Consider the following 13272-nt stretch of genomic DNA (forward strand, 5'->3'; position numbering starts at 1 on the left):
GCATCTGATTGTGCTGGTTGAATAATAAACAAATACAATTGAGGCAGGTTATATCGTTATACTATAAATTAGGTCAAAAACATGGAAAAGTTTAAAACGATATTATTTATGCTGTTGATTTTTAATCTGTTTATGCATGCAGATGATGTTAAGGCTAAGTTAAATGAAATGAAGTTTGTCCCACCCTTGCAGATTATAGATGTTTCAAAAGATTTAGTCAGTTTAGGTATAGCCTCGAAAAATCTCTTGCCAAATGATTCAGCAACTGACGCCAGTGTTCTTATAGAAGCAAGTGTAAATTACGCTAATAGTCATAATATTCCTAAAGTGGTGATTCCTGCGGGTAATTATTACTTAAAATCAATTAAAAATAATGCACATCTTTATCTGGAAGGTATAAAAGGGGTGGAAATACAGGGAAGCGCCGGCCCTAATTCAACTAACTTTATTTTTCAATCCAGAAAGGCGAGCGGCGTAATTATTAGGGATTCTAACAACACTGGTATCGAAAACATTACTTTAGATTTCGCTTTGGATTTACCTTTTACAGTGGCAACGGTAAAGTCTGTGGATTCAAATAGGGGTACAATTCAAATTAATGCTGTTTCTGGCAGGCATATCACTGACTTCGGAAAAGATTTTAATGGTTTTAGAGGAAAGATAAAGGCTAACACGTCGCTGAGGTTATTTGTCTTGCGTAAAGCATCATCGGGAGTGGTTCAAAGTGTTCCCATTAATTGGTTATTTTTATCTCCTGATAATTTAACAGACGATGAAGTTACTTTAGCGAATATGCCTAATAGTAAATCTTCAAATAACGACCTACAGCAAATAAAGCAAGGTGATATACTAATGATAACAGAACGCAGCTATAGTGGGAGTAATGCATTAGGTTTTGTAACATATCCTCCGGCTGTTAATTCGGGTAATTATGCAAAAGGAATAACAGTTTATTCTTCACCGGCCGCTGGGATTGTATCAATGTGGCAAAGCAATTTAACTTATAGCAATATTAAAGTTATTCCAAAGCCCGGTAGGGTTCAGTATATATCGTCAAATGCAGATGGTATCAGCTTGTCAAATAGCGGTATAGGAAACAAGGTTGTAAACTCTACAGTTCAATATTCCGGTGATGATGGTATTTCATTTGCAAACGGATTATATGGCACTGTTGCAGAGGTTAAATCGCCTGTATCTATAGTTGTAGCCGAAAGATACACCTTTGTGCCGGATCAGACAATGACGGTTGCAGACGTTGATGACATGCATGAATTTGGCACAGCAAAAGTCGTTACCAGAAAAGTAATAAGCAATACACCAGGTCAGGTTGTTAAATGTTTAATTGAATTTGATAAACCAATAGCAGATGTAAAAGTAGGGGGCAATGTATATCTCGCAAAAGAAACGAGGGCTCCCGGAATATTAATTTCTAATAATACAGTGCAAAGGTCCTATTCCCGGGGAATTTATTTTAGCGGAATATACGGCGGGAGGATTTATGATAATATAATAGAGTCTTCAACGTCTTGCGGTATACTTGGGCAGGCAAATAAATATATCCCAGGTAATTCGGATATTGAAATTAGAGGTAATACCATAAAGCAGGCTTTTGGTAAAGGACTTTCTAAGGAGCATGGAGGAATTGAAATTTCGTTATCCGGAAGCAATATTGCCGCATTTACTAATTATGGTGTTAAAATTCATGATAACTCTGTTGAGGTAAGTGATGATAGCAGTGTTAAGCATGTGGGCATTTATGTTTCGCATACACAGGGCGTGGTTATTAACGGTAACACGGTTCAAAGCCAAAATGCCATTGGCAATAAATTAATAATGACATCTGATCGTATGATCAAGATAGGTGATAAGGTGCTTGATGTAACCAGCCAATAAAGTAATTAGTTTGGTAACCTTTTTAGACTAATTAATAATATCGTTAAGGGATAGAACAATATAACGGAAGGATAATGTAAGCAATTGTCAGCTTTGCATTTGATGATTTTTGGAGATAATTATGCAGTTATTATCCTTTACCGGATTAATTTAAGTTCTTTTAATAATTGAAACATCTTAATAGAATTAAGAAAGGGGAAATAAATTGTTCCGTTTTTAATTTCTTTTACCCGAATCCGCAAAAATGTAATTAGTTTAATAAAACATATGTCATCACAAAAAAACAGCACCCATTTGTTATATGTTGATAGTATAAGAGCTTTAACGGCAATATACGTATTGATTCATCATGCTATTTTGCAATATTATAACTCTTCACTTGATGGCTTAGCTGGTATCGGTAAATTCATTTTTAAATTGTTTGTATACGGTCATTTTGCAGTTGATGTATTCATAGTGCTTTCTGGCTTTAGTTTGATGATATCTATAGCAAAGAATGATTATGTCTTAAAAGGTGGAACGTTTACTTTTTTTAAGAGACGTGTCATCAGGATTATACCACCGTATTATTTTGCAATGCTGTTTTCCCTGCTTTTAATTTGGCTATTAATAGGAAAGGAAACCAATAGCCATTGGGACGTAAGTATACCTGTATCTTTTAAGGATATATTGTTGCATTTGTTTTTAATACATGATTATTTTATTTCCAGTGCGGAGCATATTAACCACGTATTTTGGTCAATAGCTGTGGAGTTTCGTATTTATATGTTTTTCCCGCTGTTGGTTTGGCTATATCGCAAATGGGGAAGCTTGGCTGCCTTATCAGTGGCAATTGTTATTTCAATAATTGGAAGGATAGCGATTATCTATTTGCATAAAGGTAACGATGATATTAAATTGGATGGTTCTGGTATAAGCCCTTATATAATTTTGTTTGTATTCGGAATGATAGCTGCGAGTTTGTCCTTTTCAAAAGATGCAAGAGCATTATCAACGCGTATGCGCTATTCGAACTCATCAAAAGCAGTAATTTTTACAGGGCTGTTTATTTTTTTGGCCGTAGGGGGATTAGCAGTTATCTTTTTAAGTAAATTCTTGAGCGTTGCGCAAGATAAAGAGTATATAATATTGTTAGCAAAAGATATTTTGGTAGGTACCGTTACAGCATTTGTATTATTTGCTTGTTCAATAGCATCGTCATCAAATAAAAAAGTTTTTTGGTCGTGCAAAATATTACTGTATAAACCATTGATCTTTATCGGAACTTTTTCGTATAGTTTGTATCTCATTCACGCGCCTTTATTGCAGGTGATTACACAGTACATATTGGCGCCTCTTAATGTTGGCGTTTTTAATGACTGTTTATTAATTATTTTAATAGGCTGTCCATTAATTGTTCTTTTTTCATATGGCTTTTACAATTTATTTGAACGTCCGTTTTTAACATTGGGTAAAAAGAAGCCGTTGGAAAAAGATATCGAAGTACAGGTTGTGGAAAATCCTGCACCTTAAAGTAGAGACCAGTATTGATCTTGGATACGGTTTTTTTGTTTGTCGGTTGATTATGAGGTGTTTGAGCATATTTGTTCCACGGCAGTCCATCAGCTTTTGATCATCCACATTAACCGATCCTGTTTTTTGAAATTGTTTACGAAAAACTTTATAAATTCATCTTTCCTTAACAAGATAATACTATTTTTGCCATATTGATGCAAAAAGTGTTAATCATTTAATAAAAACATAAAATTGTCAACAGCAAAAAAATTCGCCGGCCAAACGGTTATTTATGGCATAAGCACAATATTATCCAGATCTCTTTATTTTGTATTAACTCCTATTTATGTAAGTACCTTGTCTGCCAGGGTGTACGGCGTATTTACCAAGATGTATAGTTGGACGGCATTAATTACCGCTATAATATCTTTTGGCTTCGAGACAACGTTATTTAGATACATAAACAAACCTGAGCATAGTAAAGAAAAGGTTTATTCAAATGTACTTATTGGGATAAGCATGGTTTGCTCAATATTCTTATTTATTGTGTTTTATTTTATTAAGGATATAGCATACTGGATTAATGATTATAATGAGATCACTTTAAATGATTATATTTTTTATATCAGGTGTTTAAGTCTTGTTTTGGTTATTGACGCCCTTTGTGGTACCCCTTTCGCATTGATCCGTATAAACAATCAGGCCATGCGTTATAGCGTGCTGAAGTTTTTAAACATTTTATTTGTCGTAGTTTTAAACCTTATTTTCTTATACGGAATTTCGTTTTTTATCAATCATCAACTTTGGGGCTATAAATGGATGATGAGCTGGTATAGGCCCAACTGGGTGGGTTATATTTTCCTTGCCAATTTGATTGCAAGCATCATGACGTTTTTAATATTGCTGCCAGAAATATCAAAGTTTAAATTCTTGTTTGATAGAAAAATATTTTTAGAAATGTTGATGTACAGCTGGCCTATATTGATAGCCAATGTATCATATATCATTAATGAAAATTTGGATAAAATTATGCTGGGGAAATTGTTGCCAGAAAATATAAGAGAGCAAGATATAGGAATATATGGTGCCTGTGCTAAGATAGCGCTATTTTTGAGCATTTTTGTCCAGGCTTTCAAATTAGGTGCCGAGCCATTCTTCTTTAGTCAATCAAAAAATAGTAATGCGGGGCAAACTTACGCCCGTATCATGAATTATTTTGTTATTGTAGTATCAATTATTTTTGTTGCCATCGTAGCCAATATCGAAATTTTTAAATTCTTTGTCCGTGGCGGAACGATTGCTCAAAGAAATTTGTATTGGTCTGGTTTGGGGGTAGTTCCACTATTGTTGTTTGGCTATATAAGCTTGGGTATCTACATGAATTTATCGGTATGGTTTAAACTGTCGGACCAAACCAAGTATGGACTTTACATATCCGGTATCGGAGCTATACTGACAATCGTATTAAATGTTATTTATATACCGAAATACAGTTATATGGCATCCGCTTGGATTTCATTGCTCGCTTATGCTACTATGATGGTTTTAGCGTATTTATGGGGACAAAAGAATTATCCGATTCCCTATAATGTTAAAAAAAACCTGTCTTATATTGTAGCGTCTCTGATAATCGTTTATCTTTCGTTTAGTGTGTTTAAAAGGAATATTGTAATAGGAAATGTTTTCCTTTTATCTTTTATAACGGCTACTTTTTTCTTTGAAAAAGAGGATTTATTGGCTATTTTGAAAGGCAAAGGAAAAAGTAAATAGCAATAAAGGACTGTTTTTATATAGATAGTTTCACCAAAGTTAAGTTTTAAAAAAAGCATAAAATAATCAGTTATAGGTGATATCTTTAGGACTAATTAATTTAAACGCATAACAAAAATGTACCCTAAACCTAAAGCTTTCCGCTATAGAAAGCATTTTCCTAATCTTATTCTTGCAATTTTTTTTTGCTCACTATTTTCAGTTTCCTGTAGGAAAACATCGGTAGAAAACGAAAGCACCGGAAACGACACTATAGACTCACCCGCATCTAATCCGTATCCAGTAGTTACCCCTGTTATTGATACCGTTGATTATCGGTTACGTTCAAAGGGGGCTATAATTTTTCAAACCGGCTATATTGATCAGCCGTATATGTTAAAATTGAATAATGGATCTATTATTTGTTTTTATACAAAATCACCTACAAATGAGGGTGCTGTCGGCGAAACTATCGGCATTAGCATTAGTAATGATAAGGGTAAATCCTGGCACTCAGTTTCCGATTTAGAGCCAGAAACTGGTTACGCCGCTTTTTATGCCATCCCCTTTTTAAATGCAAATGGAAGAATATACGTGATATATGGTTACAACGTTGATAATACTAATGATGGTGTACGGTTTGATATGGTTGGGAAAATGTGTTATAGGTATTCGGATGATAATGGCTCAACCTGGTCTAATCGCGTCATTATCGACATGCCTGTTACCAGTATAGATTTGTCAAATCCATTTCATGATGGTGGTATTCATCAAGCTTTTTGGAGCATATGTAAACCTATTTTATCAAGAGACGGGCAAATGTACTTTGGCTACACCAGAACTGGTAATTTTGATACTCATGAAGGGGCTATCGTTAACTCGCCAAATATTAATACTGAAACAGATAATACTAAGATAATCTGGAATTTTTATCCGAAAGGTAATGTTGGTATAAAGTCGCCAACAATGGGTAATGTACAGGAAGAACATAATATTGTTGAGTTGAGTAACGGAAAATTTGCCTGTATTTTCAGAACACAACTTGGATATCCTGCTATCACGTATTCCAGTGATAGTTGTAAAACCTGGTCATTACCAAAACCGATGACGTATGAAAATGGTGATACCGTAAGAAACCCCAGAGCTTGTCCCCGTGTCTTTAGATGTTCAAATGGGAAATACGTTTTTTGGTTTCATAACAACAGCTATATATGGGGGTATAGAAATCCGGTTTGGGTATCCGGGGGCGTTGAAAAGAATGGTGAAATTGCGTGGTCGCAGCCCGAAGTACTTTTATATGATCCTACTTTGTTGCCTTCACTCTTGGTAAGTTACCCAGACCTTATTGAAGATAACGGAAAATATTTTATTACCGAGACCCAAAAAAAGGACGCTCGATTTCATAAAATCAACTCAACGCTATTGGATATGTTATGGAATCAGGATGTTAAGGCTCAGTTGATAGATGATTACCTGGTTGCGGATTATAAAAATTTAACGGCCACTTCAACTAATTATTCTATCAAAGTGCCTGCTAAATCAAGATGGGACGGTGTTTCAGTTAATATCCGGATTAATGGATTTAAAGCCAATGATACTTTGGTGTCGGCCCGCAGTGCCGATGGGCAAAGTTTTTTTAATGTTATTACCAAAGATAACGGCACTGTCGCAATCAATTTGTACACAAACAACGCCTTGGTTTTATCATATGATTGTGGTAGCAGGTTAATACATCATGATAGCCAAACAGAAAATGTGATTTCATTTATGCTGGATAATAGAACCCGGGTACTATCATCAATGGTTAACGGGGTTTTATATAACGGGGACAATATGAAAAAACAAGGATGGGTGAGGTTACCACCAAATTTTAGTTTTAAACCAGTTGACTTGTTATCAATAAAATCAGATGCGGTTAGAGAATTGCGACTGTTTAACAATGGAATGCATACTTCCGAAATGCTATCAGAGTACAACTTTTTTCGCACTCAGTGATCGGTAAGATTAAATGAGTTGTTGGTAAATCGAAAATAGATTATTGGTAAGATGTATGTCGGTTTAAAAAAATGTTGAATTCCTGTCTATTTGACGGTTTATAGAGCGCTATTTGGGAATTGGATTTGAGTTTTTGCAACTGCTTTGGATGAAATTAATTTATAATCTTAGCAGAAAATACATGGTTGATAGTGAAAATTGTTAAAATATTGAGACTGGAATTGAATTAATCTAAATCGGTTAAAACATGCCTGACCTTGTTTGATGTTAAAAAAATATGGTCAAAGGTGACAATCATTCGATTATTGTTGCTTTTTTTGTAACTTACGTTTAATATAACTATGAAAAAGATAGCCTTAATAACAGGTATAACAGGTCAGGATGGTGCTTACCTCACCGAATTTTTATTATCAAAAGGCTACGAGGTACACGGAATTAAAAGAAGAAGCTCCTTATTTAATACTGACAGAATAGACCATTTATACCAGGATCCCCATGATACCGACGTTCGGTTAACTTTACATTATGGCGATCTGAGTGATTCAACCAATTTGATCCGGATAATTCAACAGGTTCAACCCGATGAAATTTATAATTTAGGTGCAATGTCGCATGTAAAGGTAAGTTTCGATACACCTGAATACACTGCAAATGCCGACGGGATAGGTACCTTACGGTTATTGGAGGCTATCAGAATATTGGGCCTGGAAAAAAAGACCAAGATATACCAGGCCTCTACTTCAGAATTGTACGGTTTAGTACAGGCTGTTCCTCAATCAGAAACAACGCCATTTTATCCCCGGTCGCCATACGCAGTAGCAAAAATGTACGCCTACTGGATTACCGTAAATTACCGCGAAGCTTATGGAATTTATGCCTGTAACGGCATTTTATTTAATCACGAAAGCCCGCTAAGGGGAGAAACATTTGTTACCCGTAAAATTACACGCGCTACAGCTAAAATAGCTATGGGGCTTCAGGACAAATTATACCTGGGCAATCTTGACGCCCAACGCGATTGGGGGCATGCAAAAGATTACGTTGAGGCTATGTACCTGATATTACAGCAAGAAAAACCTACAGATTATGTTATTGCTACAGGTATTACTACCCGTGTTCGGGAGTTTGTGCGGATGGCTTTCGCCGAAGTAGGCATCAGGATAGAGTTTAAGGGTGAAAGAGTTGACGAAAAAGGTTATGTAGCAGCCTGTGAATCGGCCGAGTTTCAGATCGAGATCGGTAAGGAGGTGGTTGCAATTGACCCCAAATATTTCCGTCCAACCGAAGTAGATCTTTTAATAGGCGACCCTACCAAGTCAAAGACTTTGTTGGGGTGGACACCTAAGTATGATTTGAAGATGCTGGTGGAAGATATGATGAATGCCGATGTTGACCATTTTCGCAAAGAGAAATTATTAAAAGCATCTGGTTACGCTATCAAAAATCAATACGAATAATCCGGATGGAAAAAAATGCCAAAATATATATTGCGGGCCATCGTGGAATGGTTGGTTCGGCTATATATCGTAAGCTTGAACAAGAAGGTTTCAACAATATAGTAACCCGTACCTCTGACGTACTTGACTTAAGGAGCCAGCAAGAAGTTGCTGGCTTTTTTGCACAAGAAAAGCCTGATTATGTTTTTTTAGCGGCTGCAAAAGTAGGTGGTATAGTTGCAAACAACACGTACCGTGCAGAGTTTTTGTACGATAACCTGCAAATCCAGAATAATGTAATTCATCAATCATACCTTAATGGGGTTGAAAAATTGATGTTTTTAGGGTCAAGTTGTATATATCCTAAAATGGCACCGCAGCCATTAAAAGAAGATTATTTGCTCACCGGACAACTCGAGTCAACCAATGAGCCGTATGCTATTGCAAAAATAGCAGGGATTAAGATGTGCGACGCTTATCGCGCGCAATATGGTTGCAACTATATATCGGTAATGCCCACTAATTTGTACGGTTATAACGACAATTATCATCCGCAAAACTCTCATGTACTGCCGGCCCTGATAAGGCGTTTTCATGAAGCCAAACAACAAGGCTTGCCGGGTGTTACTATCTGGGGGACGGGATCTCCCAAAAGAGAGTTTTTGTTTGCGGATGACCTTGCGGAAGCATGCTATTATTTAATGCAGAATTATGATGAGGAAGGATTGGTGAATGTTGGCACCGGGGAGGATATTAGCATTAAAGACCTGGCATTGCTGATAAAGAAAATTGTTAACTACAATGGTGAGATTAATTTCGATACCACAAAGCCGGATGGTACCCCGAGAAAATTAATGGATGTTTCGAAACTGCACAGTAGGGGATGGAAACATACAATAGAACTTGAAGAGGGGATTGCCTTAGCTTATAAAGATTTTATCAATAAGTATGCTGCCATATAAATGGCTTTAGATTTTTCATGTTTGTTTATTAATAAATTAAAATATTACCTATAAAATACCTTAAAAATATGCCCCAGATTACTAAGATTTGCTGTATTGGAGCTGGTTACGTTGGCGGTCCAACTATGGCTATGATTGCAAAAAAATGTCCTCACATTAAAGTAACTGTAGTTGACCTTAACGAGCAGCGAATTGCTGCCTGGAATGATGAAGATGTGAATAAAATTCCGGTATATGAGCCGGGTTTAAGTGATGTGGTTGCAGAGGCCCGCGGTCGTAACCTTTTCTTTTCTACCGAGGTAGAGTCTGCCATTGCAGACGCGCAAATGATCTTTATATCTGTAAATACACCTACAAAAACCTATGGTGCAGGTAAAGGACAGGCAGCCGATTTAAAGTGGATTGAACTTTGCGCAAGACAGATAGCCCGGGTAGCAAAGGATAATAAGATAATAGTTGAAAAATCAACATTGCCGGTACGTACGGCAAGTGCAATAAAAGATATTCTTACCCATACAGGTAATGGATCTCAGTTTCAGATACTATCAAACCCTGAGTTCCTTGCAGAAGGTACTGCCGTAGAGGATCTTGATGCACCTGATCGTGTTTTAATCGGAGGTGATAACACACCTGAAGGACAAATTGCGATACAAGCACTGGTAGATGTTTATGCTAATTGGATATCCAGAGAACGGATTTTAACCACCAATGTTTGGTCGTCGGAACTGTCAAAATTAACAGCTAATGCATTTTTGGCGCAACGCGTGTCATCAATAAATTCATTATCAGAGCTCTGCGAAAAAACAGAAGCTGATATTAGTGAAGTAGCTAAGGCTATCGGTACAGACAGCCGCATAGGGCCTAAATTTTTAAAAGCTTCGGTGGGTTTTGGAGGCTCTTGTTTTCAAAAAGACATTTTGAACCTGGTATATATAGCCAGAAGCTATGGATTACAGGAGGTGGCCGATTACTGGGAACAAGTTATTATTATGAATGACCATCAGAAAAAGAGATTCGCTAACCAAATGATCCGGGAACTTTACAATACAGTTAACGGTAAAAAAATTAGCTTCCTGGGCTGGGCTTTTAAAAAGGATACAAATGATACAAGGGAATCGGCGGCTATCTATGTTGCGGATCACCTGCTTAACGAACAGGCCTATATTTCAGTTTATGATCCTAAGGTTTTAGAAGACCAGGTTTATGCCGACCTTGATTATCTGGCTTCGCGAACACAGGAAGAAAATAGAAATGGGGTTAAAGTTGTAACCGATCCGTACGAAGCCTGTAGGGGCGCTCATGCTATTGCTGTTTTAACAGAATGGGACGAGTTCAAAGATTATGACTGGCAAAAAATTTATGATAGCATGTTAAAGCCTGCTAAAATCTTTGATGGAAGAAACTTACTTGATACAAATAAGCTGACGGACATAGGATTTATAGTACAGGCTATCGGTAAAAAATAAGAAACTACCGTATTAATTTTTTCAACGTTAAAAAATAATGGCAGTACGTAAAAGAGTATTAATAACTGGTGCAGCCGGTTTTTTAGGATCGCATCTTTGTGATAGGTTTATAAAGGAAGGCTATCATGTTATAGGTATGGATAACCTCATAACAGGCGATTTGCGCAATATTGAGCATTTGTTTAAGCTTGAAAATTTTGAATTCTATAATCATGATGTTTCAAAATTTGTGTACGTGCCTGGCGAATTGCACTATATCCTGCACTTTGCGTCACCGGCCAGTCCGATAGATTACCTGAAGATTCCAATCCAAACCCTGAAGGTTGGTTCACTTGGTACCCATAACCTGCTTGGTTTGGCCCGCGCTAAAAAAGCAAGGATGTTAATCGCCTCCACCTCTGAAGTTTATGGCGATCCTAACATTAACCCTCAACCGGAAGAATATTGGGGTAATGTAAACCCGGTAGGCCCGAGAGGTGTTTATGATGAAGCAAAACGCTTTCAGGAAGCTATTACAATGGCTTATCATACCTTCCATGGTGTGGAAACACGTATAGTGCGGATTTTCAATACTTACGGCCCTCGTATGCGCCTTAATGATGGCCGCGTATTGCCAGCATTTATTGGCCAGGCATTGAGGGGCGAATCATTAACTATGTTTGGTGATGGATCTCAAACCCGTTCGTTTTGCTATGTAGATGATTTGATTGAAGGTATTTACCGCTTGCTGCATAGCGATTATGTACAGCCGGTTAACATTGGTAATCCCGACGAGATCACAATCCGTCAATTTGGAGAAGAGATCATAAAGCTTACAGGTACCGATCAGCAAATGATTAGCTTGCCATTGCCAACAGATGATCCTAAGCAGCGTCGTCCGGATATTACTAAGGCCAAAGCTATATTAGGTTGGGAGCCAAAAGTATCAAGGAGTGAAGGTTTGAAAATTACCTACGAGTATTTCAAATCTCTGCCCGAACAGGAAATAAACCATAAAGATTTCGCATACTATAATAAATAAGATTATAGCTACCCTACAAAATATTGGTAGCCATAATTATAAAAAACAATGAGTACTGACTATACCACAATAACGGCCGGGCTGGTTTATGAGGCTAAGGCAAAATTGGGCGAAGGCGCAATTTGGAATATTGAAAAACAGTGTCTTTACTGGGTAGATATTGAAGGGAAAACTTTCAATGTTTTTGACCCTCTTAAAGCTGTTAACAGGGCTTATCCTACGCCTAAAAGGATCGGTACTGTGGTTCCTGTAAATACCAAACTTGTATTGGTTGCATTGGAAGACGGTATAGCTGCCCTTGATCTCGACAACGGTTCAATACATTACCAATTGAATACTGATATTCATTTGATTCACAATAAGCGGTTTAATGATGGAAAATGTGATCCGGCCGGTAACTTTTGGGTTGGAACATTATCGATGGATGGAGTGGAGAAGGTTAGCTCATTATATTGCATCAAAGATGATTTTAGTTTAGAGGAAAAAGTAACAGGAGTTTCCATCTCAAATGGCATCGCATGGAGCCTGGATGGTAATTATATGTATTATATAGATACACCCACCGGTGAGATAGTGCAATACAATTTTGATGCGGCCAACGGCAATTTATCTCAAAGAAAAGTTATTGTTAAGATTCCGGAATCAATGGGCTATCCTGATGGTATGACTATCGACAATGAAGGCATGCTTTGGGTTGCTTTGTGGGATGGTTTTGGTGTTGCCCGGTTTGATCCTGCAACCGGCAGTTTGCTTCAGAAAATAAATGTTCCGGCTCCTAAGGTCACCTCATGTGCATTTGGAACCGAAAGTTTGGACACGCTTTTTATAACTACAGCATCAGTCGAGATGACAGACGATGAATTAGACCAATATCCTTTAAGTGGAAGTATTTTTGCCGTAAAAGTTGAAACTAAAGGTGTAAAAGCCAACTACTTTAAACGTAATGTCCTGCCATTTAATAACACTGTAGCCTAAACAGTAAATATTGTAATTTACATTGTTTGTTGAAATAACAGCTGCAAATATTTGCGAGCGCATATTTAGAAAGAATAACATAATCTTCAAAATGCAGCCGTCCTGTTATTGACCGGCGAAGCTGATGCAGCTTCTGTTGATTTAGATATTGTTGAATATAGTATTATTAGCAATAGTTAAATTTAATAATGTGAAACTTTCACACGTAGCTGCTCGTTAAATCTTTTAAACATTGGCTTATAATAGATTTTAGATGTTTGTTATTGACCGTAGCATTTATT

At 37.0% G+C, this 13272-nt stretch carries 9 protein-coding genes; all 9 read left to right on the top strand.

Features of this window, described 5'->3' with window-relative positions; all coding sequences use genetic code 11:
- Positions 1 to 81 precede the first annotated feature (81 nt).
- Complete coding sequence (locus AC59JO_RS11415; protein WP_497305403.1) at positions 82 to 1893, top strand: right-handed parallel beta-helix repeat-containing protein; 1812 nt, start codon at positions 82 to 84, stop codon at positions 1891 to 1893.
- Between the two features lie 267 nt (positions 1894 to 2160).
- The gene (locus AC59JO_RS11420) at positions 2161 to 3405 is read left to right on the top strand and encodes an acyltransferase family protein (RefSeq protein ID WP_497305405.1); all 1245 of its coding nucleotides are present in this window, start codon (positions 2161 to 2163) and stop codon (positions 3403 to 3405) included.
- Between the two features lie 234 nt (positions 3406 to 3639).
- Positions 3640 to 5157, top strand: coding sequence for a lipopolysaccharide biosynthesis protein (locus AC59JO_RS11425; RefSeq protein ID WP_497305407.1), 1518 nt, complete (start codon positions 3640 to 3642; stop codon positions 5155 to 5157).
- A gap of 117 nt (positions 5158 to 5274) precedes the next feature.
- On the top strand, positions 5275 to 7131 hold the full coding sequence (locus AC59JO_RS11430; protein WP_497305409.1) for a sialidase family protein: 1857 nt from the start codon (positions 5275 to 5277) through the stop codon (positions 7129 to 7131).
- 341 nt (positions 7132 to 7472) lie between these two features.
- Positions 7473 to 8588 (top strand): GDP-mannose 4,6-dehydratase, encoded by a 1116-nt coding sequence (gene gmd / locus AC59JO_RS11435; protein ID WP_497305411.1) that lies wholly within the window; start codon positions 7473 to 7475, stop codon positions 8586 to 8588.
- A gap of 5 nt (positions 8589 to 8593) precedes the next feature.
- Positions 8594 to 9529 (top strand): GDP-L-fucose synthase, encoded by a 936-nt coding sequence (gene fcl / locus AC59JO_RS11440; RefSeq protein WP_497305413.1) that lies wholly within the window; start codon positions 8594 to 8596, stop codon positions 9527 to 9529.
- Positions 9530 to 9597: 68 nt separating this feature from the next.
- Positions 9598 to 10995 (top strand): UDP-glucose 6-dehydrogenase, encoded by a 1398-nt coding sequence (locus AC59JO_RS11445; RefSeq protein ID WP_497305415.1) that lies wholly within the window; start codon positions 9598 to 9600, stop codon positions 10993 to 10995.
- A gap of 37 nt (positions 10996 to 11032) precedes the next feature.
- Positions 11033 to 12016 (top strand): UDP-glucuronic acid decarboxylase family protein, encoded by a 984-nt coding sequence (locus tag AC59JO_RS11450; protein WP_413666325.1) that lies wholly within the window; start codon positions 11033 to 11035, stop codon positions 12014 to 12016.
- 48 nt (positions 12017 to 12064) lie between these two features.
- The gene (locus AC59JO_RS11455) at positions 12065 to 12991 is read left to right on the top strand and encodes an SMP-30/gluconolactonase/LRE family protein (protein WP_497305417.1); all 927 of its coding nucleotides are present in this window, start codon (positions 12065 to 12067) and stop codon (positions 12989 to 12991) included.
- Positions 12992 to 13272 lie beyond the last annotated feature (281 nt).

This window comes from Mucilaginibacter sp. A5337, assembly GCF_059690695.1.

Excerpts from the sequence above, each read along its gene's own strand:
- AC59JO_RS11415 (WP_497305403.1), top strand. The coding sequence starts at position 82 with ATGGAAAAGTTTAAAACGATATTATTTATGCTGTTGATTTTTAATCTG.
- AC59JO_RS11420 (WP_497305405.1), top strand. The coding sequence starts at position 2,161 with ATGTCATCACAAAAAAACAGCACCCATTTGTTATATGTTGATAGTATA.
- AC59JO_RS11430 (WP_497305409.1), top strand. The coding sequence starts at position 5,275 with ATGTACCCTAAACCTAAAGCTTTCCGCTATAGAAAGCATTTTCCTAAT.
- gmd (WP_497305411.1), top strand. The coding sequence starts at position 7,473 with ATGAAAAAGATAGCCTTAATAACAGGTATAACAGGTCAGGATGGTGCT.
- fcl (WP_497305413.1), top strand. The coding sequence starts at position 8,594 with ATGGAAAAAAATGCCAAAATATATATTGCGGGCCATCGTGGAATGGTT.
- AC59JO_RS11445 (WP_497305415.1), top strand. The coding sequence starts at position 9,598 with ATGCCCCAGATTACTAAGATTTGCTGTATTGGAGCTGGTTACGTTGGC.
- AC59JO_RS11450 (WP_413666325.1), top strand. The coding sequence starts at position 11,033 with ATGGCAGTACGTAAAAGAGTATTAATAACTGGTGCAGCCGGTTTTTTA.
- AC59JO_RS11455 (WP_497305417.1), top strand. The coding sequence starts at position 12,065 with ATGAGTACTGACTATACCACAATAACGGCCGGGCTGGTTTATGAGGCT.